Annotated in this window: 21 protein-coding genes and 1 riboswitch; of the genes, 19 read left to right on the forward strand and 2 right to left on the reverse strand. The window is 71.9% G+C overall.

All coding sequences use genetic code 11. From position 1 onward, the window contains the following. The 7 genes from ACGFZA_RS21095 to ACGFZA_RS21125 all read left to right on the forward strand — a co-directional run bounded on the left by ACGFZA_RS21095 (position 1) and on the right by ACGFZA_RS21125 (position 7,084). Positions 1 to 801 (forward strand): peptidase M23, encoded by an 801-nt coding sequence (locus ACGFZA_RS21095; protein ID WP_393681002.1) that lies wholly within the window; start codon positions 1 to 3, stop codon positions 799 to 801. Continuing rightward, a complete protein-coding gene (locus tag ACGFZA_RS21100) occupies positions 798 to 2,696 on the forward strand; it encodes a VgrG-related protein (protein ID WP_393681004.1) in 1,899 nt (632 codons plus the stop codon). Before ACGFZA_RS21095 ends, ACGFZA_RS21100 begins: the two co-directional genes overlap by 4 nt. A gap of 33 nt (positions 2,697 to 2,729) precedes the next feature. Continuing rightward, positions 2,730 to 3,011: a PAAR domain-containing protein gene (locus tag ACGFZA_RS21105; protein ID WP_393681006.1), complete on the forward strand. Its 282-nt coding sequence runs from the start codon at positions 2,730 to 2,732 to the stop codon at positions 3,009 to 3,011. A 6-nt stretch (positions 3,012 to 3,017) separates the two neighbouring features. Then, positions 3,018 to 3,452, forward strand: a complete 435-nt coding sequence (locus ACGFZA_RS21110; RefSeq protein ID WP_326733613.1) for a GPW/gp25 family protein — start codon at positions 3,018 to 3,020, stop codon at positions 3,450 to 3,452. Further along, on the forward strand, positions 3,449 to 5,425 hold the full coding sequence (locus ACGFZA_RS21115) for a putative baseplate assembly protein (RefSeq protein ID WP_393681008.1): 1,977 nt from the start codon (positions 3,449 to 3,451) through the stop codon (positions 5,423 to 5,425). Before ACGFZA_RS21110 ends, ACGFZA_RS21115 begins: the two co-directional genes overlap by 4 nt. 4 nt (positions 5,426 to 5,429) lie before the next feature. Continuing rightward, positions 5,430 to 5,996, forward strand: a complete 567-nt coding sequence (locus tag ACGFZA_RS21120; RefSeq protein ID WP_385274375.1) for a phage tail protein — start codon at positions 5,430 to 5,432, stop codon at positions 5,994 to 5,996. 344 nt (positions 5,997 to 6,340) lie between these two features. Further along, positions 6,341 to 7,084, forward strand: coding sequence for an NADase-type glycan-binding domain-containing protein (locus ACGFZA_RS21125; RefSeq protein WP_393681011.1), 744 nt, complete (start codon positions 6,341 to 6,343; stop codon positions 7,082 to 7,084). Between the two features lie 134 nt (positions 7,085 to 7,218). Here ACGFZA_RS21125 and ACGFZA_RS21130 read toward each other — a convergent pair whose 3' ends face one another. After that, positions 7,219 to 8,427, reverse strand: a complete 1,209-nt coding sequence (locus ACGFZA_RS21130; RefSeq protein ID WP_393681013.1) for a four-carbon acid sugar kinase family protein — start codon at positions 8,425 to 8,427, stop codon at positions 7,219 to 7,221. A gap of 141 nt (positions 8,428 to 8,568) precedes the next feature. Here ACGFZA_RS21130 and ACGFZA_RS21135 point away from each other — a divergent pair, with 141 nt between their 5' ends. The 9 genes from ACGFZA_RS21135 (at position 8,569) to ACGFZA_RS21175 (ending at position 18,446) form a co-directional block, all read left to right on the forward strand. After that, on the forward strand, positions 8,569 to 9,021 hold the full coding sequence (locus ACGFZA_RS21135) for a flavodoxin family protein (protein WP_393681015.1): 453 nt from the start codon (positions 8,569 to 8,571) through the stop codon (positions 9,019 to 9,021). A gap of 240 nt (positions 9,022 to 9,261) precedes the next feature. After that, positions 9,262 to 10,350: a sugar ABC transporter substrate-binding protein gene (locus tag ACGFZA_RS21140; RefSeq protein ID WP_393681017.1), complete on the forward strand. Its 1,089-nt coding sequence runs from the start codon at positions 9,262 to 9,264 to the stop codon at positions 10,348 to 10,350. A 100-nt stretch (positions 10,351 to 10,450) separates the two neighbouring features. After that, positions 10,451 to 11,230, forward strand: coding sequence for an ATP-binding cassette domain-containing protein (locus tag ACGFZA_RS21145; RefSeq protein ID WP_385274389.1), 780 nt, complete (start codon positions 10,451 to 10,453; stop codon positions 11,228 to 11,230). Then, entirely contained in the window at positions 11,227 to 12,498 is a 1,272-nt protein-coding gene (locus tag ACGFZA_RS21150) for a sugar ABC transporter permease (RefSeq protein WP_385274392.1), read from the forward strand. Before ACGFZA_RS21145 ends, ACGFZA_RS21150 begins: the two co-directional genes overlap by 4 nt. Before the next feature lie 281 nt (positions 12,499 to 12,779). Next, a riboswitch (SAM riboswitch) is annotated at positions 12,780 to 12,892 on the forward strand. Between the two features lie 39 nt (positions 12,893 to 12,931). Then, positions 12,932 to 13,048, forward strand: a complete 117-nt coding sequence (locus ACGFZA_RS21155; RefSeq protein WP_393681019.1) for a putative leader peptide — start codon at positions 12,932 to 12,934, stop codon at positions 13,046 to 13,048. Between the two features lie 73 nt (positions 13,049 to 13,121). After that, the gene (locus tag ACGFZA_RS21160) at positions 13,122 to 14,351 is read left to right on the forward strand and encodes an LLM class flavin-dependent oxidoreductase (RefSeq protein WP_385274395.1); all 1,230 of its coding nucleotides are present in this window, start codon (positions 13,122 to 13,124) and stop codon (positions 14,349 to 14,351) included. A gap of 18 nt (positions 14,352 to 14,369) precedes the next feature. Further along, the gene (locus ACGFZA_RS21165; protein ID WP_393681020.1) at positions 14,370 to 15,773 is read left to right on the forward strand and encodes an NtaA/DmoA family FMN-dependent monooxygenase; all 1,404 of its coding nucleotides are present in this window, start codon (positions 14,370 to 14,372) and stop codon (positions 15,771 to 15,773) included. Then, positions 15,770 to 16,873 (forward strand): LLM class flavin-dependent oxidoreductase, encoded by a 1,104-nt coding sequence (locus tag ACGFZA_RS21170; RefSeq protein WP_393681022.1) that lies wholly within the window; start codon positions 15,770 to 15,772, stop codon positions 16,871 to 16,873. Before ACGFZA_RS21165 ends, ACGFZA_RS21170 begins: the two co-directional genes overlap by 4 nt. Before the next feature lie 37 nt (positions 16,874 to 16,910). Beyond that, the gene (locus ACGFZA_RS21175) at positions 16,911 to 18,446 is read left to right on the forward strand and encodes a hypothetical protein (RefSeq protein ID WP_393681024.1); all 1,536 of its coding nucleotides are present in this window, start codon (positions 16,911 to 16,913) and stop codon (positions 18,444 to 18,446) included. Between the two features lie 169 nt (positions 18,447 to 18,615). Here ACGFZA_RS21175 and ACGFZA_RS21180 read toward each other — a convergent pair whose 3' ends face one another. Beyond that, entirely contained in the window at positions 18,616 to 19,554 is a 939-nt protein-coding gene (locus ACGFZA_RS21180; protein WP_385274407.1) for a LysR family transcriptional regulator, read from the reverse strand. 96 nt (positions 19,555 to 19,650) lie between these two features. Between ACGFZA_RS21180 and mdlC the strand changes: the two genes are divergently transcribed. Genes mdlC through ACGFZA_RS21195 form a run of 3 tightly spaced genes read left to right on the forward strand, consistent with a single transcriptional unit; the run spans position 19,651 to position 24,007 of the window. After that, on the forward strand, positions 19,651 to 21,231 hold the full coding sequence (gene mdlC, locus ACGFZA_RS21185; RefSeq protein ID WP_393681026.1) for a benzoylformate decarboxylase: 1,581 nt from the start codon (positions 19,651 to 19,653) through the stop codon (positions 21,229 to 21,231). A gap of 42 nt (positions 21,232 to 21,273) precedes the next feature. After that, positions 21,274 to 22,728: a benzaldehyde dehydrogenase gene (locus ACGFZA_RS21190; RefSeq protein WP_393681028.1), complete on the forward strand. Its 1,455-nt coding sequence runs from the start codon at positions 21,274 to 21,276 to the stop codon at positions 22,726 to 22,728. A 34-nt stretch (positions 22,729 to 22,762) separates the two neighbouring features. Then, positions 22,763 to 24,007, forward strand: coding sequence for an MFS transporter (locus ACGFZA_RS21195; RefSeq protein ID WP_393681030.1), 1,245 nt, complete (start codon positions 22,763 to 22,765; stop codon positions 24,005 to 24,007). The last annotated feature ends 162 nt before the right edge of the window (positions 24,008 to 24,169 follow it).

The raw sequence follows: 24,169 nt of genomic DNA on the forward strand, positions 1-24,169 counted from the left end.
GTGAGCGGCGCGGGACCCATCGCCTTCAGTGCCGCCGGTACGTCCGGGGCGGCGTCCGCCGCGAAGGGCGGATCGGCCCGGCCCAAGCTGGAGCACGCCTACCTGGAGCTCCGGACGCCGCCCACCGGGGGCGGACTCACGCCCGGCGGACCGTGCGGACGGATCGACTTCCAGTTCAATCCCAAGGAGCTGAGCCTGACCAAGGCCGCCTCCTGGAAGCGGACCCCCGCCAAGGGGGCGAAGAGCTCGGGGCCCCCGGAGTACCAGGGGTCGCAGCCCAGCAAGCTGACCGTGGAGATGTTCTTCGACGCCAGTGACACCCAGGACACCCGGGTGGTGACGTCGGTGGAGCAGTTGTTCGCCTGCTGTGTGCCGACGAGCGAGACCCGGCAGCAGCAGCGGTCGTCACCGCCGTGGGTGGTGTTCCACTGGGGCGGGCTCACCGGGTTCCCCGGATATGTCAGCCAAGTCGCGGCGAAGTACACCCTGTTCACGACCTCGGGGGTGCCGATCCGGGCCGTCTGCCAGGTCACGATGGAGGAGATCAGCGGGGAGACGCCCGGCCAGAACCCGACCTCGGGCGCCCTGGCGGCCCGGCGCGTGCACCGGGTGGCCTCCGGGGACTCGCTGCCTTCGCTGGCCCACCGGGAGTACGGGGACGCCGGCGCCTGGCGGGTGATCGCCGAGGCGAACCGTATCGACGATCCGCTGCGGCTCGCGCCGGGGACCCAGCTGCTGCTGCCCGCACTCGACGAGCTGAAGAGGCTCGGCCACGGCACGGAGCGGGGGCGGGGCCGATGAGTCGACAGGGCGTCGCCAGCGCGCTGGTGGTGGAGTTCGGAGGCACACCGCTGCCCGCCCGGTTCGTGAACACCCTGGTCGAGGGGTACGTCGACGACAGCCGGACGCTCCCCGACCTGTTCCTGCTCCGGTTCCGGGACCCCGACCGTGTCCTGCTGGAACAGACCGGGCTGAAGATCGGCAGCGAGACTCGGCTGCTGGCCCGCGCGGGCGGTGACACGGCCCCGGAGCCGTTGCTCGAAGGGGTGGTCACGGCACTGGAGGTGGAGCTCGACGAGACCGGCACGTTCACCGTCGTACGAGGCCTCGACGAGTCCCACCGGCTGCTGCGCGGCCGCCGGGTCGCCAGCTACCAGAACATGACGCTCGCCGACATCTGCGGTCAGGTCGCCCAGCGCGCCGGACTGAAGCCGGGCACCGTGGATGTGGCCGGACCCGTGATCGAGCACATCGCCCAGCCCAACGTCACCGACTGGGAGTTCGTGCGCGGGCTGGCGGAGGAGGCCGGTGCGCAGGCGTACGTACGCGACGGGCGGTTGCACATCACCCGCCCCGTAGAGGCGAGCGGGGCGCCGGACGGGTCCGCGCGCGCCGAACGCGACCCCCTCGTCCTCGAACTGGGCGACAACCTGTTGCGCTGCCGGGCCGGGGTCTCGGCCGCCGAGCAGGTGTCCGAGGTGGAAGTGCGCGGCTGGGACATCGGGGCCAAGGCACCGGTGGTGGGCAGGGCCCCGGCCGGCACGTCGTCGACGCTGGACCTCGGGGTGACGGCGGCCGAGGTGTCCGCTCCGTTCGGCGAGGCACGGTTCGTGGTCACCGACGCGGTCTACGGGGCGCAGGCGCAGGTGGACCGGGCGGCGAAGGCGCTGGCGGAGCGGATCGCCGGCTCGTTCGCGGAGCTGGAGGCGGTGATCCGGGGCAACCCGGAGGTCAGGGCGGGCAGCGCGGTGGCGCTGAACGCCGTGGGCGCGCCGTTCGAGGGCCGGTACACCGTCACGTCCTCGCGGCACGTCTTCGACGCCGTACGCGGGTACGAGACCTGGATCACCGTGTCCGGCCAGCAGGAGCGCTCGCTGTTCGGGCTCACCGGAGGCGACGGGCACGGTCCGGCGGGAGCGTCCGGGGGAGGGGGGCGGTGCGCGGGACTGGTCAGCGGCACGGTGACGGACACCCAGGACCCGGAGGGGTCGGGCCGGGTGAAGGTGCGCTTCCCCTGGCTGTCGGACGAGTACGCGAGCGACTGGGCGCGTACGGCGCAGTCCGGCGGGACGGGCGGCGGTGAGGCCTTCATCCCGGAGGTCGGTGACGAGGTGCTGGTCGGCTTCGAGCACGGCCACCTCGACCGTCCGTACGTGCTGGCCGGTCTGTACAACGGGAAGGACCGGCCCGGGGGAGGCGCCGGGGCCTCCGCGGGAGCCCCCGGCGACGGCGGCGGTCTCGTCGATCCCACCACCGGCGCGGTGAACCGTCGCGCCTTCGCGTCGAAGAGCGGAAACCAGCTCGAACTGCTGGACGCGGCGAACGGCCCGCAGGGCGTCAGGCTCCGTACCGGCGACGGAAAGCTCACGATCGACCTGGACCGGCGGGGCACGGCCGTCGTCATCAACAGCGACGGCAGCGTGACGATCGAGGCCCGGCAACAGGTCTCCGTCAAGGCAGCCGAGGGAGTCGTGCTGGACGCCGGCGGCGGGGCGCTGGAACTCACCGGCGACAGCGTCACGGTGACGTCCCGCAACGGGGTCGCACTCGACGGCGGGAACGGCAGGGTCGCGCTCTCCACCGGCGGCGCGGTGGAGGTCCGGGGCGGCCAGGTCACCGTCGACGGCAGTCGGCGCACGGACGTCACGAGCGGCGGTTCGGTCTCCGTCAACGCGCCGCTGATCAAGCTCAACTGACCTGTCTCCATCAGGGGAAGAGGAGGACACCGCATGCCGTCAGCCGCAGCCGCACGCGTCACCGACCCCACCGGTCACCCCGGCATGGTCGGGCCGCCCGGGGTGGTGTCGGTGCTGATCGGCGGGAGGCCCGCCGCCACGGTCGGCACCGCCCACCAGTGCGCGTCCCCCCTGGTCCACCCGCCGTCCACGATCGCACCGCCCGGCAGCACCAGCGTGTTGATCGGCGGGAGTCCGGCCGCCCGGGTCGGGGACCTGAGCGGCTGCGGGTCCCCGGTCCTGTCGGGCTGCGCCACTGTGCTGATCGGAGGCTGAGCCGGCATGGGACAGCAGTTCATCGGAGCCGGCTGGGCGTTTCCGCCCCGCACGGACGCCACCGGCTCCATCGCGCTGGTGCGCGGCGAGCGGGAGCTGGAGGAGTCGATCCGGCTGATCCTGGCGACGTCCCCCGGCGAACGGCCGATGCGGCCGGAGTTCGGCTGCGCCGTCAATGACTACGTGTTCGCACCCGCCGACGCGGGGACGGCGGGACAGCTCGCGTACGAGGTGCGCCTGGCGCTGGAGCGCTGGGAGCCGCGGATCGAGGTCGCCGAGGTCACCGTCCGGTTCGACGAGGCGGACAACGGGGTCCTGTACATCGACATCGGCTACTCGGTGCGCGGCTCCAACGACCCCCGCAACCTCGTCTTCCCGTTCTACGTGATTCCGCAGCACGCCCAGGAGACGAGCCACGACGACGAGGAGGCCGGCGCGTGACGCTGCCCAGTCCCCATCTGGACGACCGCCGCTTCCAGGGCCTGGTGGACGAGGCCAAACGCCTGGTCCAGCAGCGTTGCCCGGAGTGGACCGACCACAACGTGTCGGACCCGGGCGTCACCCTCATCGAGGCGTTCGCCACCATGGTCGACCAGCTCGTCTACCGCGTGAACCGGGTACCGGAGAAGAGCTACCTCGCCTTCCTCGACCTGATCGGGGTACAGCTGCACCCGCCCACGGCCGCGCACACCGACGTGACGTTCCGGCTCTCCGCACCCCGGCCCGACCCGGTCGTCGTACGGGCTGGGACGGAGGTCGCCACCGTGCGGACGGAGACGGAGGAAGCCGTCGTCTTCACGACCGCCGAGCAGTTGACGATCGCTCCCTGCGCCTTCGCCCATCTCGCCACCTGGCCGGTGTCGGGGGAGGCGGCGGACCGTACGGAGGAGCTGGCGATCGGCCGCGACGTGACGTGCTTCGGGGCGACCCCGGCCCCCGGCGACTGTCTCTACGTCGGTCTGTCGGCCGCGGTGCCCGCCGGAGTCGTCGTCCTGCGGCTCGACTGCAAGGTCGAGGGCGTCGGCGTCGATCCGCTGCGGCCGCCGCTGGTCTGGGAAGCCTGGGACGGCACCGCCTGGACGGTCTGTGAGGTCGAGAAGGACGACACCGGAGGCTTCAACCGCTCCGGCGAACTGATCCTCCATCTGCCGAGGACGCACACCCCCGCGGCCGTCGTGCGGCGCACCGGCGGCTGGCTGCGCTGCCGGCTCATCGACGCGGAGGACGGCCGGCCGACCTACCTGGCACCGCCCGTCGTCCGCCGGATCACCGCCTTCACCATCGGTGCGACCGTGGCCGCCGAGCACGCCGAGACCATCGCCGACGAGGTGCTCGGCGCGGCGGAGGGAGTGCCCGGCCAGGTGTTCGAACTGGCCCGTCCGCCCGTGGTGCCCGGCGACTTCGTCGTCGAGGTGGCCGACCCCGCCGGCGGACCGGAGCCGGAGTACACGCGCTGGACCAGGGTCGACGACTTCGCGCACTCCGGCCCCGAGGACCGCCACATCACCCTCGACCCGAACTCCGGCCGCGTCGACTTCGGTCCGGCCGTCCGGGAACGCGACGGCTCCGTCCGCCACTACGGCGCGGTTCCCGCGAAGGGCGCCACCGTCCGGGTGCGTTCCTACCGCACGGGCGGCGGACTGCGCGGCAACGTCGCCCGGTCGACCCTGAAGGTCCTGCGCAGCGCGATCCCCTATGTGGCACGGGTGGAGAACCGGCGGCCGGCTCTCGGCGGCGTCGACGGCGAGAGCGTCGACAGCGCCCGGGTACGCGGACCGATGACGCTGCGCACCCTGCACCGTGCCGTCGTCCCGCACGACTACGAACTCCTCGCCCGCGACATCGCCCCGGACGCGGCACGCGTGCACTGCATCCGGGCCGGTGACCCCGGGGACGGGGACGACGAGGGCTCCGCCCACGGGGTGCGCCTGCTCGTCGTCCCGGCCGGCCGCAGCGACGACCGGGGCAGGATCGAGTTCGACGAGCTCATCCCTCCCGCCCACACCCTCCGCCTCATCGCCGGGCACCTGGAGGCCCGCCGCCCGATCGGGGCCCGGCTCGTGGTCGAGCCGCCGTTCTACCAGGGCGTCACCGTCGTCGCCTCGGTGCAGGCCGAGCGCGGCGCGGACGCGGACCGCGTACGGGAGGCGGCGCTGGCCGCCCTGTACGGATACTTCAACGCGCTGTCCGGCGGGCCGAACGGGCAGGGCTGGCCCTTCGGGCGGCCGGTCCAGTCGGGCGAGGCGTTCGCCGTCCTCCAGCGGGTGCCGGGGGTGGACCTCGTGGAGGACGTACGGCTCTACCGCGCCGATCCGGTCACCGGCGAACGCACCGACGCCACGGCCAAGATCCCGCTGGACCGGCACGCGCTCGTCTTCAGCTACGAGCACCAGCTCCGGGTGAGGGGGGCCTAGGACGATGCGTACCGGCGTCACCGGCCTCCCGACCCCGCACCCCCTCATCGACCAACTGCCCGCCGTCTACCTGGAACAGGACTTCCTCCGGCGTTTCCTCGCCGCGCTCGACGACGTGCTCGCCCCCGTGCTCCTCACGATCGACAACCTGCCCGCCCACCTCGACCCCCGCAGCGCCCCGGAGGACTTCCTGGCCTGGCTGGCCCAGTGGGTGGCGGTGGAGCAGTACGAGGACAGCCCGGTCGAGCGGCGTCGCGAGACGGTACGGGGAGCGGTCGCCCGGCACGCCCGGCGCGGCACCGCGGGTGGGCTGGCCGACGCGGTGCGGCTGGAGACGGGCACGGAGCCCGAGATCACCGAGAGCGGCGGCACGGCCTGGTCGACCGCGTCGCACACCGTGCTGCCGGGCCGGGCACGCCCCTCGGTGACGATCCGGGTCCGCGAGCGGCCGGGACGCGCGATCGACCGGGTACGGCTGGAGGAGCTCATCGGGACCGAGGTCCCGGCCCATGTGGGGTACACGCTGGAGATCCTGCCTCCGGCCGGGGACACGGGGGGCGGTACGCAGTGATCTGCGAGACGTGTGGTCACCGGAACGCGCCGGGGCGGGAGTTCTGCGCGTCCTGCGAGGCGTTTCTGGGGTGGGAGCCGCAGGGAGCCGGCGAGGCGGACCAGGGACCGCCGGCAGCCGGCCGGCCGGAGCCCGCGGCGCAGGTACCTGACGGGGCACCTGTCCGGCCGGCCGCCCCGCCCGTGCCCGGCCCCGCACGCACACCCACCGCACCGACCACCGAGCCCCCTTCCCCTCCGCAGCCGGCTGCGGCCCCCCGGCGCCCCGGAGACGCCCCCGACGGCCCCGCACCCGGGCCCGACGCCTGGGCCCCCGGCCCGGAACCCGCCGCCCCGCCAGGACCGGTGACGGTCACTCCCGTGCTGTGCCCCAACTGCCGTACGGAGAACGCACCGCACCGCACACTCTGCGTCCACTGCGCGCTGCTCCTCGACCCGGGACCGCCCCCGGACCCGCGCCCGCCGTGGTGGCGCCGGATCCTGCGCCGGGGCCCGGGGAAGACCCACCTCGCCGGGACGCGGCCACGGCGCGCACGGCGCAGACCGCGAGTGCTCCTTCCGGTCGTGCTGCTCCTGCTGGGCGCCGGGGTCTGGTTCGCGCTGCCGCACCTGTCCGGCCTGCTCGGCTTCGCCAAGGAGGAGACGGGGGCTCCGGAGGCGGTTGTACCGTCCGCCTTCCGGAGTTCCAGCGCGGTGTCGGGGCATCCGGCCGCTGCGGCCTTCGACGGGTTCAACAACCGGTACTGGGCGCCGCGGGAGAGCGGCGACGGCAGGGGCCAGTACCTGGAGTGCTCGTTCACGCAGCCGGTCCGGCTGCTGAAGATGGTGGTCTTATCCGGGACCTCGGCACGCAAGGACGAATTCCTCACGCAGGCCAGGCCCGCGACGATCGCCGTGCTCCTCACCTCGGAGGACGGCAAGGAGACCAGGCGGACGATCCGGCTGGCGGACCAGGCGGGCCAGCAGACCTTCGATGTGCGGGGATCGGACACGGTCGGGGTGCGGCTCGCGGTCGAATCCGCCTACGGCACCGGCGAGGGCCGCCGGGTGGCCGTCGCCGAGGTCGAGTTCTTCGGCCACCGGCCCTGACGGCTCCTGCCGTGCGGCGCCCCGGCCGTAGCCCTGCGTCGAGGTCCTGCGCGTTCACCGGGGACGGTTCCGGTATCGGCGGCGGCCCGTCGGGGCCTGGCCGCTGCGCGCACCGGTCCCGAACGCGGTCGCGGTCATGCGCCGGCTGCTCGGCTCACGGGGCGCAGCACCTCCGGATGCCGCACGAGGTCACACAGGCGCAGGAGCATCTCGTCGTCGCCGAAGCCGCCCGCCTTGATCAGCACGGTGAGGGAGGACTGTCCACGCAGGGTTCCGCGTGCGACGCCGGGCTCCGGCTCGTCGACCAGGTCGATGCCGCTCGCACCGAGTGTCTGGAGCACGGTCGCGGCCGTTTCGCCGCCGGTGACGACGAGCGCGTCGGTCAGATGCTCTTCGGCCAGCGCCCGGACGGCTGCGGCCAAGGACCGGGCGAGCGCGTGTGCGGCCTGCGGCGCACGGCGGTCCTCGGGTGTCCGCAGGGCGAGGACGGGCGCCGTCAGGCCGCGCAGCCTCTCCACCGCCGCGGCAGGATCGTCACCGACGGTGACGGTGCGGACATCCGTACGTGAGCGGAGTGCGGCCAGCTGGCGCCGGGTCGCCGGGTTCGCGCTGCCGACGACGACGAGCGGCCGGCGCGCCGGTGCGGGCGGGGAGACAGCGGGACCGTCGGCGCGTGCACACCGTCGGGCCAGGGCCGCCGCCAGTCCGGGGGAGCCGACCCACAGCACGTCGTCCAGGCGCGGGACCGCCGCCACCAGACGATCGAGGTCGCTGTCCTGCGCCGCGGAGCACACGATCAGGCCGCCTCGGGCGATCAGCCCGGGCAGCTGGGCCGTCCGGTCCGGCGAGACCGTCAGCGCGTCCGGGAACACCGCCCTCAGGTCCGAGTGCCGCACGGGGTGCACGGGATCGCGGGCGAAGTCACTCCGGTGGACCGGTACGCCCCGCACGTACTGCACGGAGTCCCTCGTCACCCTGCCCTCCGCCGGGAAGGCGGGAGCGATGAGGACGGCCCGCCGCCGCGCACCCGCCCACGCGGCCCGGACCTCCGCCGCGACATGCCCGCGCAGGGTCGAGTCCACCGTCTTGAGCAGGAGCGCGGAGCCGTCGAAGAGTCGGGCGGCCTCCCCGGTGCGCGTGGCGGCGGATGCCTCGTCGAGCAGACGGGTTCCCAGGTCGACCGCTGTCACGCCCGGGCTCTGCGAGGGCGCCGTCGCCGGGGTGGAGAGGAGGATGCGTGCCTCGTGGCCGGTCCGGCGGAACGGGGCCGCTCCGTCCCCGGCGCTGGTGAGGTCGTCCGCCAGGATGCCGATGCCCTGCCGGGTGCCCTTGCCGGATGTCATGCCACGCCTTGTCGTCGATCAGCTCATGGGTGAGGGAACCCATCGTCGGTGAAGTCGAGGCGCAGGACAATCGATTCGCCGCCGCCGGACACGGCCGGCCTCGCTTGCGGCCGCGCGGCGGACGGGGCAGGGTCTGGGGGTGTGGCCACTTTGCTGATCGTGCATCACACACCCTCGCCGAACTGCCAGGCACTGTTCGAAGCCGTCGTCTCCGGCACGACGGCCGACGGGATCGAGGGCGTCCGGGTCGAACGGCGCGCGGCGCTCGCCGCGACGGCGTCCGACGTGCTCGCCGCCGACGGAATCCTGCTCGGAACCCCGGCGAACCTCGGTTACATCTCCGGCGCCCTCAAGCACTTCTTCGACCAGGTCTACTACCCCTGCCTCGACGCGACACGGGGCCGCCCCTTCGGGTACTACGTGCACGGCGGCAACGACGTCACCGGGGCTGTGCGGGCCATCGAGTCGATCACGACAGGTCTGGGATGGCGCCGTGCGGCCGACGCCGTGACGGTCACGGGAGAACCCGCCAAGGCCGACGTCGAGGCGTGCTGGGAGCTGGGAGCGACCCTCGCCGCCGGGTTGACGGACTGACCCACAGCCCCGTCGGCGCATACAGGCCGGCCGCCGGAGCCCCGCGATCGGGCCGCCGGGGCGTCGGTCGTGCTCCATGGGCCGGCCAACAGCGCTGCCCCAAGGGCTCCGAGCTGGGGAGATGCCACCCGCTTGCCGGTCGCGGGGTTGCCGCTAATGTCGATATGTAGGCCATAAGTGCACGTTCGCTATCCGCGCTCTCCCAGGAGAGGGACGGCGCCGCACGAGAAGGAGCCTCCCATGACCCGTACATTGCGGAGCGCGATCGCTCTGGCCGGAGCGGCGGCCCTGTCGCTGGGCGCGGTGGCGACCAGCGGGGCAGCGCAGCCGGCGGCGGGCCACCGGGCCGACGAGGTGAAGATCGGCCTGCTGCTGCCCGAGAGCAAGACCACGCGGTACGAGAAGTTCGACCGGCCGTACATCGAGGACAAGATCAAGGAGCTGGCGCCGGGCGCCCAGATCGACTACTACAACGCCGCGGAGAGCGCCACCACCCAGCAGCAGCAGGTGAACACCGCCCTCGCCAAGGGCGACCAGGTACTCATCCTGGACGCCGTGGACGCCAAGTCGATCCAGTCCTCCGTGCAGAAGGCACGCGACGCGGGCGTGAAGATCGTGGCGTACGACCGGCTCGCGCAGGGCCCCGTCGATGCCTACGTCTCGTACGACAACCGCAAGGTCGGCGAGTTGCAGGGCAAGGCGCTGCTCGACGCGCTGGGTGACAAGGCGAAGAGCGGCGAAATCGTCATGCAGAACGGTTCGCCGACCGACCCGAACGCCGCCGAGTTCAAGGCCGGAGCGCACTCCGTCCTCGACGGGAAGGTGAAGATCGGCAAGGAGTACGACACTCCGAACTGGGACCCGAACAACGCCAACCAGCAGATGGCGGGCGCCATCAGCGCGCTCGGCAAGGACAAGATCGTCGGCGTGTACTCGGCCAACGACGGTCTGGCCGCCGGTATCGCCACCGCGCTGAAGGCGGCCGGCATCAACGTGCCGCTGACCGGTCAGGACGCCCAGCTCGACGCGATCCAGCGGATCCTGCTCGGCACCCAGACCATCACCGTCGAGAAGCCGTACAAGCCGGAGGCGGACACCGCGGCCGCGATGGCCGTCGACCTCGCGCAGGGCAAGGACATCCCCAAGTCCCTGGCGCCGACCACCGTCACCAGCGGAAGTGGTGAGAAGGTCCCGGCCAAACTGCTGACGCCGGTCGTGGTCGACAAGAACAACATCAAGGACACGGTCGTCAAGGACGGCCTGTACACGGTCAAGGAGATCTGCACTCCTGCCTACGCCGACGCCTGCAAGGAGGCCGGTCTCCAGTAGTCGCGACTCCACTCATCCGGTCGGGCCGCACCGCGCGGCCCGGCCGGCGGGGGCCGAGAGCGTCCGCCCGTGCGGACGGGCAACCCAGGAGGCGGTTCCTTTGCCGCAAGCACCCGTGCTCACCCTGCGGGGGATCTCCAAACGATTCGGCGCCGTGCAGGCACTCTCGGGATTCGACCTGGAGGTCCACCCGGGCGAGGTCGTCGCGCTCGTCGGCGACAACGGCGCCGGCAAGTCGACCGCGGTCAAGGCCATCGCGGGAGTCAACCCACCGGACCAGGGTGTCATCGAATGGCAGGGCCGCCGGGTCGCCATCGGCCGCCCCCACGACGCCCAGAACCTCGGCATCGCGACCGTCTACCAGGACCTGGCCCTGTGCGACAACCTCGACGTGGTCGGCAACCTCTTCCTCGGCCGCGAACTGCGCCGCTTCGGTGTGCTCGACGAGGTCCGCATGGACCAGCGCTCGCGCGAACTGCTCGACACACTGTCCATCCGCATCCCGAGCGTCCGCATCCCCGTCGCCTCGCTCTCCGGCGGACAACGCCAGACGGTGGCGATCGCCCGGTCCCTGATCGGCGATCCGAAGGTCGTCATCCTCGACGAACCCACCGCGGCCCTGGGCGTGGAGCAGACGGCCGAGGTGCTCGATCTGGTCGAACGGCTCAGGGAACGCGGCCTCGGGACCATCCTGGTCAGCCACAACATGGTGGACGTGATGGCGGTGGCGGACCGGATCGCGGTGATGCGCCTCGGGCGCAACAACGGCTTCTTCGACCGGCGTTCCACCACCACCGAGGAGATCATCTCCGCCATCACCGGCGCCTCGGACAGTGCCGTCACCCGTCGCCAGGCCCGTAAGCGGGAGGAGGAGCGATGAGCCGGGAACCCGTACACGACGACGCCCAGGAACCGGCGCACGACGCCATGCCCGCCGTCGACACCCGCCTGCTCGTCCGCGAGGAGGGCATCCGCGGGTACGCCGGGGAGTTCTGGCGCAAGACGCGCAGCGGTGAACTGGGCTCCCTGCCCGTCATCGTCGCCGTCATCATCATCTGGACGGTGTTCGGCAGTCTGAACAGTACGTTCCTCTCGGCGCAGAACCTCTCCGACCTCAGCCAGCAGATCGTCGGCACCGGCATGATCGCCGTCGGCATCGTCTTCGTACTGCTCCTCGGCGAGATCGACCTGTCGGTCGGGTCCGTCAGCGGTCTGTGTGCCGCGATCTTCGCCGTGCTCAACGTCCTGAACGGCATGAACGAATGGCTGGCACTCCTGATCGCCGTGCTGGGCGGAGCGGCCGTCGGCCTCATCCAGGGCTTCTTCTTCGCGAAGGTCGGAGTACCCGCCTTCGTCGTCACCCTGGCCGGCAACCTCGCCTGGAACGGACTGATGCTCCAGGTGCTGGGCGCCGACGGAACGGTCAACATCCCCGCCGACAGCGTCGTCGCCGAGATCTACTCGACCATCTACCACAGCCCGGCCGCCGCCTACGCGACCGCGGCCGTCGGGGTCGGACTGTTCCTGACCGCCTCCCTCCTGGACGCGGCCCGCCGCAGGGCCGCCAGAGTGCCGTCCCGCCCGGTCGCCGAGATCCTGCTGCGCGCGGTCGTCATCGCCGCCATCGCCTTCGTCACCGCGTACATCCTCAACCGGTACCAGGGCCTCCCGCTGGCCCTCCTGATCTTCCTGATCGTGCTGGTGGTCCTGGACTTCGTGCTGCGCCGCACCACGTACGGACGCAAGGTCTTCGCGGTCGGCGGCAACTCCGAGGGTGCGCGGCGGGCCGGCATCAGTGTGCCCTTCGTCCGGATGTCCGTCTTCTCGATCGCCGGCACCATGGCGGGCGTCGGAGGCCTCTTCCTCGCCGGGCAGATCCAGTCGGCGAGCCAGACCTCGGGCGGCGGCAACCTGCTGATGAACGTCATCGCGGCCGCCGTGATCGGCGGCACGAGCCTGTTCGGCGGGCGGGGTTCCGTCTGGTCGGCCCTGCTCGGAGCCCTGGTGATCGGGTCCATCCAGTCCGGGATGAACATCATGGGGGTGAGCAACGCGGTCCAGTTCATGATCACGGGAGCGGTTCTGCTGGCGGCCGTGGTCGTCGACTCGCTGTCCCGCAGGAGCCAGAAGGCCGCGGGGCGTGCGTGATCCGTACGCGTGCGAGGCCCCACGAGTGCTGTCCCGTGCCGGGGAACAGAGCGCGCAAGATCAGTACGCGTGCGCGCTCCACGAGTGCTGTCCCGTGCCGGGGAACAGAGCGCGCAAGATCAGTACGCGTGCGCGTCCCGCAAGTGCCGTTCCGTGCCGGGGAACAGAGCGCGCGGTCGCGTTGTTCTGCGCCATGGCAGTGCCCGCACGACCCGTGTGTGCGCGACCATGATCTACCGGGGCATTGCGTGGCGCTGTCGGCACGCGTAGCGTTCCGGACAGGTCATGAGTGTCAGCGACAAGCCCTGGCTTGCTGACCGGCAACCCTCCTGCGCGGCGGGGTGCTCCAGGTGACGACCAGGCGGGGCCCGTCCGGGTTCCGCAAGCGCGAGGCCCCCGGGCCCGCCGAGCCGGAAGAGCGGAGGCCACGGTCATGCCACCGGTGTCCCACCCGTTCGTCAGGGTGCTCGCCCCGCGCCGCCGCGTTCATCTGTACTCCCGGCCGCACATCGACCTCCAGCGCGTGGCCGGCGCGCTCTGTTGTTCCTGACCCGTACCCGCGACGCCGAACCTCCCGACGAGGCCCGGCGATCACCCACGGTCGATCAGGAAGGCACCCTTTCGTGTCCGCATCGTCATTGCCGCACCCTCCCCTGTCCACGTCCCCGCTCCACCTAGCCGTCGCCCTCAACGGCGCGGGCTGGCACCCCGCCGCATGGCGCGAGCCGGAGGCCCGTCCCGGAGAACTGCTCACCGCCGCCTACTGGACCGACACCGTCCAGGAGGCCGAACGCGGCCTGATCGACTTCGTGACGATCGAGGACGCGCTCGGCCTCCAGTCCTCGCGGTTCACGGAGCCGGACGGACGTACCGACCAGGAGCGCGGGCGCCTCGACGCGGTACTCATCGCCGCCCGAGTGGCCCCGCTGACCCGGCACATCGGACTCGTCCCCACCGTGATCACCACGCACACCGAGCCCTTCCACATCTCCAAGGCGATCGCCACCCTCGACTACGTGAGCACCGGCCGGGCCGGTCTGCGGGTCCAGGTGTCGGCCCGGAGCCACGAAGCGGCCCACTTCGGCCGCCGGACGTTTCCGCGCTTCCGCGTCGAGGACCTGGACACCCCGGCCGTACGCGACCTGACCGCCGAACTCTTCGAGGAGGCCGCCGACTACGTCGAGGCGGTACGTCGCCTCTGGGACAGCTGGGAGGACGACGCGGAGATCCGCGACGTCGCCACCGGCCGCTTCATCGACCGCGACAAGCTGCACTACATCGACTTCGAGGGAGCGCACTTCAGCGTCAAGGGCCCCTCGATCACCCCCCGGCCCCCGCAGGGCCAGCCGGTCGTCAGCGCGCTGGCGCACCAACGCGTGCCCTTCCAACTCGTGGCCCGTTCCACGGACATCGGCTACATCACCCCGCACGACGCCGGGCAGGTCCGCACCATCATCGACGAGATCCGCACCGAACAGGCCGCAGCGGGCCGGGCGGCGGATCCCCTGCACGTCTTCGGGGACCTCGTGGTCTTCCTCGACGACGACCCCGCGGCCGCGACGGCACGCCGGGACCGCCTGGACCACCTCGCGGGCTCTGCGTACACCAGTGACGCGAAGGTGTTCACCGGCACGCCCGCCCAACTGGCGGACCTGCTCCTGGACTGGCAGCGGGACGGGCTCTCCGGCTTCCGGCTGCGCCCCGCAGCGATCGCCCACGACCTCCCGGCCATCACCCGAGGACTCGTGCCCGAGCTCCAGCGCCGCGGCGCCTTCCGGAGCGCCTACGAGGCCGACACCCTGCGCGGGCTGCTCGGACTCGCCCGCCCCGCCAACCGCTACGCCACCGTCTGAGCCGGAGGGACCACCGACATGAGCACCAGCAACGGCGCCGGCACCAGCACCGGCAAGCCGCTCAAGCAGATCCATCTCGCCGCCCACTTCCCGGGCGTCAACAACACCACAGTGTGGAGCGACCCCAAGGCCGGCAGCCACGTCGAGTTCAGCTCGTTCGCGCACTTCGCCCGCACCGCCGAACGCGCGAAGTTCGACTTCCTGTTCCTCGCCGAGGGGCTCCGTCTGCGTGAACAGGGCGGCGAGATATGCGACTTGGACGTCGTGGGACGCCCCGACACTTTCACCATCCTGTCCGCGCTCGCCGCCGTCACCGAACACCTCGGCCTCACCGGCACGATCAACTCCACGTTCAACGAGCCCTACGAGGTGGCCCGCCAGTTCGCCAGCCTCGACCACCTCTCGGGCGGGCGCGCGGCGTGGAACGTCGTCACCTCGTGGGACGCCTTCACCGGAGAGAACTTCCGCCGCGGCGGATTCCTCCCGCAGGAGGAGCGGTACTCCCGGGCCGAGGAGTTCCTCGCCACGGCCAACGAACTGTTCGACTCGTGGCGCGGTGACGAGATCGTCGCCGACCCGCGGACCGGCACGTTCCTGCGGGACGCGCAGGCCGGGTCCTTCGCGCACCGGGGACAGCACTTCGACATCGAGGGGCAGTTCAACGTCCCGCGCAGCCCGCAGGGCCGCCCGGTGATCTTCCAGGCCGGCGACTCCGACGAAGGACGCGAGTTCGCTGCGGCGGGTGCCGACGCGATCTTCAGCCGCTACAGCACCCTCAAGGAGGGCCAGGCGTTCTACACGGACGTCAAGGGCCGCCTCGCCCGCCACGGCCGCACCCCCGGCCAGCTCCTGATCCTGCCCGCCGCGACCTTCGTCCTCGGCGACACGGACGCCGAGGCACAGGAACTGGCCCGCGAGGTGCGCCGCCAACAAGTCAGCGGCGCCACCGCGATCAAGCACCTCGAGTTCGTCTGGAACCGGGACCTGTCCTCGTACGATCCCGAAGGGCCGCTCCCCGACATCGACCCGGACCTCGGCGAGCACACCATCGCCCGCGGCCGCGCCCAGGTGCGCATGTACCGCGACCCACTGGCCGTCGCCCGGGAGTGGCGGGAGCTCGCGGCCGCCAAGAACTGGTCGATTCGCGACCTCGTCATCGAGACGGGCAACCGCCAGGCCTTCGTCGGCTCTCCGGCCACCGTCGCCGCGACCATCGACGACTTCGTCCAGGCCGACGCCGCCGACGGCTTCATCCTCGTCCCGCACCTCACCCCCGGCGGTCTGGACGTCTTCGCCGACACCGTGGTCCCCCTCCTCCAGGAGCGTGGCGTGTTCCGTACGGAGTACGAGGGCCCGACGCTGCGCCACCACCTCGGCCTGGCTCATCCCGACGAGGCCGAGGCCGAGCGGGTGGCGTCATGAAGTTCCTGGCCATCACCCTCATCATCCACGCCCCGGACCCGGTGACCGGGGTCCTGAAGCCCACCACCGAACGCTTCCGGGAGGTGATCGACAACGCGCTGCTGGCCGAGGAGCTCGGCTTCGATGGCTTCGGCGTCGGAGAACGGCACGAACGGCCGTTCATCTCCTCCTCGCCGCCCGTCGTGCTGAGCCATATCGCCGCCCTGACCTCCCGCATCCGGCTGTTCACCGCCGTCACCACCCTCAGCCTGCTCGATCCGGTGCGCGCGTACGAGGACTACGCCACGCTCGACCACCTGTCCGGAGGGCGACTCGACCTCATCATCGGAAAGGGCAACGGGACGGCGCAGCGCGAGCTGTTCCACGTCACGCCCGATGACCAGTGGGACCGCAACGCCGAGAGCTACGAGCTGTTCCGCCGGCTCTGGCGCGAGGAGAAGGTGACGGCCGCACCGCGCTTCCGCCCTGCGCTGACGGAGGCCGAGGTGTGGCCGAGGCCGCTCCAGCAGCCGGTCCGGGTGTGGCACGGCAGCGCCACGAGCCGGGAGTCGGTCGACCTCGCCGCGCGCTACGGCGACCCCCTGTTCTCGGCGAACGTCACCCATGCGATCGAGCCGTACGCCGAACTCATCCGCCACTACCGCGAGCGGTGGGAGCACTACGGTCACGACCCGGCCCTGGCCGCGGTCGGCGCGGGGACGGCCGGGCTCCACACGGCCCGGACCTCGCAGGAGGCGGTCGCCGCCTACCGGCCGGTGTTCGAGGGCTATCTGGCGTTCCAGAAACAGCTGGGCGCCGAGCCGGTGTTCCCCACCCTGGAGGACTTCGTCGAGCGCAGCTCGGCCCTGATCGGCAGCCCCCAGCAGATCATCGAGAAGGTGCACCGCTACCACGAGCAGTTCGGCCACACCGTCCTGCACCTGCACGCGGACGCCGGCGGTCTCACGGACGCCCAGCACCGGGACTCCCTCGAACTCTTCCAGTCCGATGTCGCCCCGGTACTGAGACGCGAGATCCCGGACCCGCCGTTCGCGTGGGCCCCGGTCCTCGGCGGACCGGCCACCGTGCCGGCTCCCGCATCCGCTCCGGCGAACCACTGAAGCCCCTCGTCGCGGGCCCTCGGTAGGCTCCGGCCATATGACCGATCGCTTCCTCGAACTCCTGCGTGCCCGCCCCGACCTGGCTGAGGCGGCCGCCTTCCCCTTCAACTTCGACGTGAGCCGGGCCTCTCACGTCGAGGACGTACACCTGGCGTCCGGCGCGTCGTTGGAGCCGATCGCCGGCGACGACACCGGAGGAACGTTCTTCCTCTGCGGAGGGACAGCGGTGCTGTACGCCTCGTCCGAAGGGGACGCCGTGCTGATCGCCGACAGTGTGGGCGAGGCGCTGGAGATGCAGATCCGGCTGCCCGAGTGGTGCGAGGGCGTCACCACGGACCTGGACGAGGAACAGCTGCGAGCCGTCGTGCGCGTGTGCGACGAGGAAGCGAAGGAGGAGTTCGCGCCCGAACTGGACGAGCAGCGGGCCCTGCTGATCACGGGTCTGGGGCTTCCGGAACGGCCGCTGGCCGAGCTCTTCGCGATGGCGGAGTCGGCGGCCGGGCGCACCGAGCCGGACCATCTGCTGCTCAACTCGGCCGAGCTGTGCGCGTACCGACTGCACGCGTCCTACCGGATGTGTCTGCGTGACGTCGTGCTGGAGCCCGGGCGGGGGACGCTGGAGCGGCTGCGGGCCGGCGACCCGGAGGCGAGGGCCGCGGTGGCGGCCGACGCGGTGCTGCGGGCAGGGGTGCTGAGGGCCGCGCAGCTCGACCGCCGCGACGGCGATCTGCCCTTGCTGCGTCTGCTGCTGGCGGACGAATGCGCCGAGCGGAGCGAACGCTTCGAGGAGCGCCGGCTGGCGGCGGTGCTGGTCGCCCTGCACGGGCGCGAAGCGGACGGTCCCCTGCTCGGGGCGGCCACCGCGGGGGCGGCCACCGACAGCGAAAGCGCCACCCGATGGGCGCGGGCCGAGGAGGCGAAGAGGACGGGGCCCGACGCCGCCTTGCGGAACGAGCTCACCTGGGTCGAACTGGCCTTCCGGCAGGGCCGGATCAGGCACGCCCGGGTCGCCCTCATCCGTCTGCTGGACGACACCGGTCCGCACGCCACGCGGCTCCGGGAGCTGAGCCGCGCCCTGGAGCACATCGGCGATCACGCACAGGCGGCCCGCGCCCAGTTCAACCTGCTCTCGCTCCAGGACACGGCATGGGACCGGGCCTCGGAGGCGTACGTCCTCGCCCGCCTGGAGCGGCGCAAGGGCGACCTTCCGGCGGCCGGGCGGGCACTGGAACGGGCGCGGGCGGCCATCGGCCTCGGCGGAACTGCGCCGGAGGGGGAGGCGTCCCAGTGGCACCGTCGCGGGCTCGGGCGGCACATCACCGAACAGCACCTGGAACTCGCACTCGCCGCTGCCGAGTCGGGTGACGCGGACCTCGCACGTGCGACGATGGCGCACGCGAGGGTCCTGCTGAACACGATCGGCAAGGAGTCCGCCAAGGCGCTCGGCCGGCTGTCCACGCAGGCGAAGTGGGCGGTGGCAGGGGCGGGCGAAGTGGGCGGTGGCAGGGGCGGGCGAACCGGGCGCCGCGCGGTGACACGGCCTCGGGGCCTGGGCGTGCCCGGAGACCGGTGAGGGCCACGACCCCATGGTGACCCTCACCTCCGAAGTCGCCGCTCTCCGCTACCGGTCGGCAGCAGCGGTGGTGCGCCGGACCGGCTCGCTGTGAGAGGGCCGCCGTGAGCCGTCACGAACCCTCGCGCGGCCGGCTGGAGAGGTGTCCGCCGCGTAGGCAGACATGGCGTCAGCGGACCCCGCTCCACGGCGGCAGCTGCGCCGGGCTGACCTGCTCGCCCAGGACCTCGGACATGAAGCGGACGAGCCACCGCTGCGCGGGGCTGCGCGAGGACTCGTGCCGGGCGTAGAGGGCCACCTCGATCGGTTCCGTATCGAACGGCAGCCGCACCAGACGCACTTGGTGGGAAGCGGTGAACACCTCGCCGACGTACTCGGGCACGATGGCGATCAGGTCCGTCTGGCCCAGGACGTACGGAAGTATGGACAGCCGGGTCACCTCCAGAGCCACCCGGTCCAGCAGTCCGTGCGAGGCCAGGACCGCCCTCGGCGTGATGTGCCCGCTGGGACCGAACACCGTCGCGTGGTGCTCCGCCGCGAGGTCCGGGAGTGTGACGGACTCGCCCCGGATGCGGGGATGACCGGCGGCGACCATGCCGACGTAGCGCTCGCGGAAGAGCGGGATCCGCACGATCTGCTGCGGAGAGAGGACCGGCGTGGCCACGAACGCGTCGAGATCTCCCCGGCGCAGCTGACCCTCCGCCTCGTCGACGTCGAGCGGACGGATGGTGAACGAGACCCCTGGCGCGCGCTTGCGTGCCGTCGCCAGGAGCCGCGGGAGGAGTGTCGCTTCGCCGAGATCGGTGAGGGCGACGGTGAAACGGCCGGACATGCTCCCCGGATCGAAGTCCTCGGCCTGGCGCGCCGCGCCGTCGATATCCGCGAGAGCACGGCGCAGCGGTTCGTAGAGCCGGCGCGCGTCCGCCGTCGGGGCCAGCCCGCGCCCGGTGCGGCGGAAGAGCTCGTCGCCGAAGTGCCGGCGCAGTCTTCCCAGGCTGTAGCTGACCGTGGGCTGGGTGACGTGAAGGGTGTCCGCAGTCGCGGTGACGCTGCCCGTCTCGTACAGCAGCACGAAGACGCGGGCCAGGTTGAGATCGAACTCCTTCATATAGAGGAAATCTATATCGCGGCACGGAAACATCTATTGGTGTTCATGTCGCGGTCTCCCTAACGTGTCGCACATCACTCCGGGAAAGGACCGTCCGTGCCCACCGTGCGCCACATCTCCCACGAACTTCTGGAACGCCAGGGACTCACCACGGTCTTCGGCAACCCGGGCTCCAACGAACTGCCCTTCCTCGCGGATCTTCCCGAGCGGTTCCGCTACGTCCTCGGACTGCACGAAGGTGCTGTCGTCGGCATGGCCGACGGGTACGCCCAGGCAACCGGACGTCCGGTGCTCGTCAACCTGCACGCCGCCTCCGGGTCGGGCAACGCGATGGGCGCGCTCACCAACGCGGTGGCCTCCCGGACCCCGCTCGTGATCGTCGCCGGTCAGCAGGTACGCCCCGCGGTCGGCCCGGAGGCCAACCTGGCCAGCGTCGACGCACCGGCGCTCATGAAGCCCCTCGTCGGCTGGGCCGCGGAGCCGGCGTGCGCCCAGGACGTCCCGCGCGCACTGGCCCAGGCCGTCTTCGAAGCGGAACTCCAGCGCCGGCCGGCCTACCTCTCCGTGCCCTACGACGACTGGACCGCCGAAGCCGACGAGAACAGCCTCGCGGTGCTGGACCGGCGGGTCCATCGTGCCTCGACGCCCAGCGAGGAGCAGGGCCGCCGGCTCGTCGACCGGGTCACCGCGGCCCGGCGTCCGGCGCTCGTCCTGGGCGGCGACATCGACTCGGCCGGCCTCATGGACGACGCCGTCCGGCTGGCCGAACGACTGGGCGGACCCGTGTGGGCCGCCCCCTCGCTCTTCCGGCTGCCCTTTCCCAACCGGCACCCGCTGTTCCGCGGGGTGCTGCCCGCCGGGATCGCCCCGGTCTCCGAGGCATTCGAGGGCCATGACCTCGTATTGGTGCTCGGGGCACCGGTGTTCCGGTACCACGAGTACCTGCCCGGCCGGTATCTGCCCGAAGGCACCCGGCTCATCCAGGTCACCGACGACGCGTCGGCCGCCGCACGGGCACCCATGGGGGAGGCGCTGGTCGCCGCGCCCGGAGCCGTCATCGACCTGCTGCTGAAGGCACTCGACACCCCGGCCGTGTCCGTCGGCCCCTACCGCCCGGTGCCTGCTCCGCCCCTCGGCGACGGGTCGAAGCTGCACCCCGAGGAGGTGTTCGCCGCCCTGCGGGACGAGCAGCCCGAGGACACGGCGTACGTGGTCGAGTCGACCTCGACGAACTCCTCGTGGTGGCGCCAGATGGACCTGCGCCGCACGGGCTCCTACTACTTCCCGGCCGCGGGCGGGCTCGGCTTCGGCCTGCCCGGCGCGGTCGGGGTCGCCCTGGCCCAGCCCGGCCGCCCGGTCGTCGGCGTCATCGGCGACGGCTCGGCCAACTACGGCATCACCGCCCTGTGGACCGCCGCCCAGCACCGGATCCCGCTGACCCTCGTGCTGCTGCGCAACGGGACGTACGGCGCACTGCGGTGGTTCGGCGACCTGCTCGGCGTACCCGACGCCCCCGGCCTGGACATCCCGGGCCTGGACTTCACCCGGATCGCGGAGGGTTACGGCGTCCGGGCCCGCCATGTCTCCGATGCCGGGGAACTGCGTGCCGCCCTTGCCGAGAACCCGGAAGGACCGCGACTCATCCAGGTGGACACGGCGCTGACCACCCCCGCGTAACGCATGTGCTCATCACTCTCTTTCGAGAAGGAAGGCAGAAGCATGACAGTTCTGGACAACGGCGTCTGGAGCGGGAGGTTCTTCAGCGACGGCTGGCAGGACTCCTCTTCGCCGTACCCCGTGCGGGAACCGGCCACCGGGGAGCAGCTCGGTCTCGTCGGACCGGCTACCGCGGACGACGTACGCGAGGCGGCGGCCCGCGCCGCCGGGGCGCAGCGCGAGTGGGCCGCGACCCCGCCCCGGGAAAGGGCGGCCGTCCTGCGCCGCGCGGGCGAGCTGTTCCGTGAGTGCGCCGACGAGGTCGAGGGTTGGCTGGTGCGCGAGGCCGGCTCCGTGCGGGCCAAGGCGGAGTTCGAGGTGGAGCTCGCGGTGGGCGAGTGCTTCGAGTGCGCCGGGCTGCCGACCCACCCGCAGGGCGAGGTGCTCACCTCGCAGGATGCCCGCTGGTCCTTCGCCCGGCGCCGCCCGGCCGGCGTCGTGAGCGTCATCGCACCCTTCAACTTCCCGCTGATCCTGGGCCTGCGCTCGGTGGCGCCGGCCCTCGCCCTGGGCAACGCGGTGCTCCTCAAGCCGGACCCGCGCACCGCGGTGAGCGGCGGGGTCGTCATCGCGCGCGTCTTCGAGGAGGCCGGGCTGCCCGCCGGCGTGCTGCACCTGCTTCCGGGCGACGCCTCGGTCGGGGAGGCGGTCGTCGAGGCCCCCGAGGTCAGGGTCGTCTCCTTCACCGGCTCCACCCCGGTCGGGCGTGCCATCGGAGAACGGGCCGGGCGCCTCCTCAAGCGGGCCCACCTCGAACTGGGCGGAAACAACGCGCTGGTGGTCCTGCCCGGTGCCGATGTGGCGAAGGCGGCCTCCGCCGGTGCGTTCGGGTCCTACCTCCACCAGGGCCAGATCTGCATGACGACCGGGCGCCACATCGTGCACGAGTCGTTGCTGGAGGAGTACACCGCCGTCCTCGCCGCGAAGGCCAAGGCGCTCCCGGTGGGCGACCCCGCCCGTGAGGACGTGGCGTTGGGGCCGATCATCGACCGCCGCCAGCTGGAACGGGTCCACGGCATCGTCACCGACAGCGTGGCCGCGGGCGCGACCCTCGCAGCGGGCGGTGAGATCGCCGGAGCGGGCTACCTCGCCACCGTACTGAACGGTCTGACACCGGACATGCCGGCCTGGCGCGAGGAGATCTTCGGCCCCGTGGCGCCCGTCATGGGCTTCTCCGACCTCGACGGGGCCGCCCGGATCGTGAACGACTGCGAGTACGGGCTGTCCGTCGGCATTCTCGGGGACGTCGGTACGGCGATGAAGCTCGCCGACCGGATCGAATCCGGCAAGATCCACATCAACGAACAGACCGTCGGCGACGAGCCCAACGCCCCCTTCGGGGGAGTCAAGGCCTCCGGCACCGGGGCCCGGTTCGGCGGCGCCGCGGCGAACATCGAGGCCTTCACCGAGAGCCAGTGGGTCACCGTCCGTCCCGACATCGCCGACTACCCGTTCTGACTCCGGCCTCCTGACCTCGCTGAGGGGAATCCCCATGACATCCGTCATTTCGTCCGGAGCGCCGGGCCGGGCCGGCAGCGGCAACGCGTGGACGGTGGTCCTGTGCTGGATCACCGTCATGCTCGAGGGCTACGACCTCGTGGTCCTGGGCGCCATCATCCCGACCCTGCTGAAGACCCGTCACCTCGGCATGACGGCGGGCGACGCGACCACGATCGCGACGCTCTCGCTCGTCGGCGTCGCCATCGGCGCGGTCTGCGTCGGCCCCCTGGCCGACCGCCTGGGGCGCCGCCGCCTGCTCATCGGCTCGGTGGTCCTGTTCTCGGTGTTCACTCTCGTGGTGCCGCTCGCCGACTCCGTAGGCATGTTCGCCGCGCTCCGGCTCGTCGCCGGGCTCGGCCTCGGTGCCTGCATGCCGGTGTCACTCACGATCATGTCCGAGCACATGGCGGCCGACCGCCGGGCGCGGGCCAGCACGCTGACGATGACCGGGTACCACACCGGCGCCGTGATCACCTCGCTGCTGGCGCTCCAGGTCACCGACAACTGGCAGGTCCTCTTCTACATACTCGGCGTCGCCGGCCTCGGCGTAGCCGCCATCCAGTGGTTCCGCCTCCCGGAGTCCGAGGCGTTCGTCCGGGCCAAGGAGAAGGCCGGGGAGCGCGTCCCGTTCACCGAACTGCTGAAACCCGCCTATCTGCGCGCGGGCATCGGGATCTGGGTCGCCTCCTTCATGGGGCTGCTGCTGGTGTACGGCCTCAACACCTGGCTGCCCAAGCTCATGAACGACGCCGGCTACCCCGTCCCCGAGGCCGTCACCCAGCTCCTCGTGCTCAATGTGGGAGGTGTGGCAGGCCTGATCGTCGGCGGATTCGTCGCCGACCGGCGGGGCATCAAGGGCACCACGCTCGGCTGGTTCGGCGCGGCCGTGGTCATGCTGGCGTGCCTGAGCATCAGACTGGACAGCGACCTCCTGCTCAACGTCGTCATCTTCTTCACCGGAGTGTTCGTCTTCTCGGCCCAGGTCCTGGTCTATGCCTATGTGACGAACTTCTACCCGGCCGACATCCGTGGCACGGCTCTCGGCTCCGCCTCGGGCATCGGCCGCATCGGCTCGATCGTCGGCCCGTCGATCACCGGCGCGCTGGTCGCGTCCGGGATCGGCCCCCCTTGGGGCTTCTACTTCTTCGCGGCGGTCGCGGTCCTCGCGTTCCTGGCGGTGCTGACCCTGCCACGCAAGGCGCTCAACTCCCGGGAGGAGCTGGCCACCGCCGCCTGACACGCCCCGCAGCCGAGCTCCGCCCTCCTTGCGGCGGCGCGGACCCGTCCCGGGTTCCGTGCCGCCGCGAAAAGGTCTGGCACGAGCGGATCGGGGAAGGCTAGGCTCCCCGCGATGACGACACACACGGATCACAGATGGGGGGACCCGTCCGCGCAAGGT

Origin of the sequence: Streptomyces sp. NPDC048211 (genome assembly GCF_043202315.1) — a bacterium.
GTDB lineage: Bacteria > Actinomycetota > Actinomycetes > Streptomycetales > Streptomycetaceae > Streptomyces.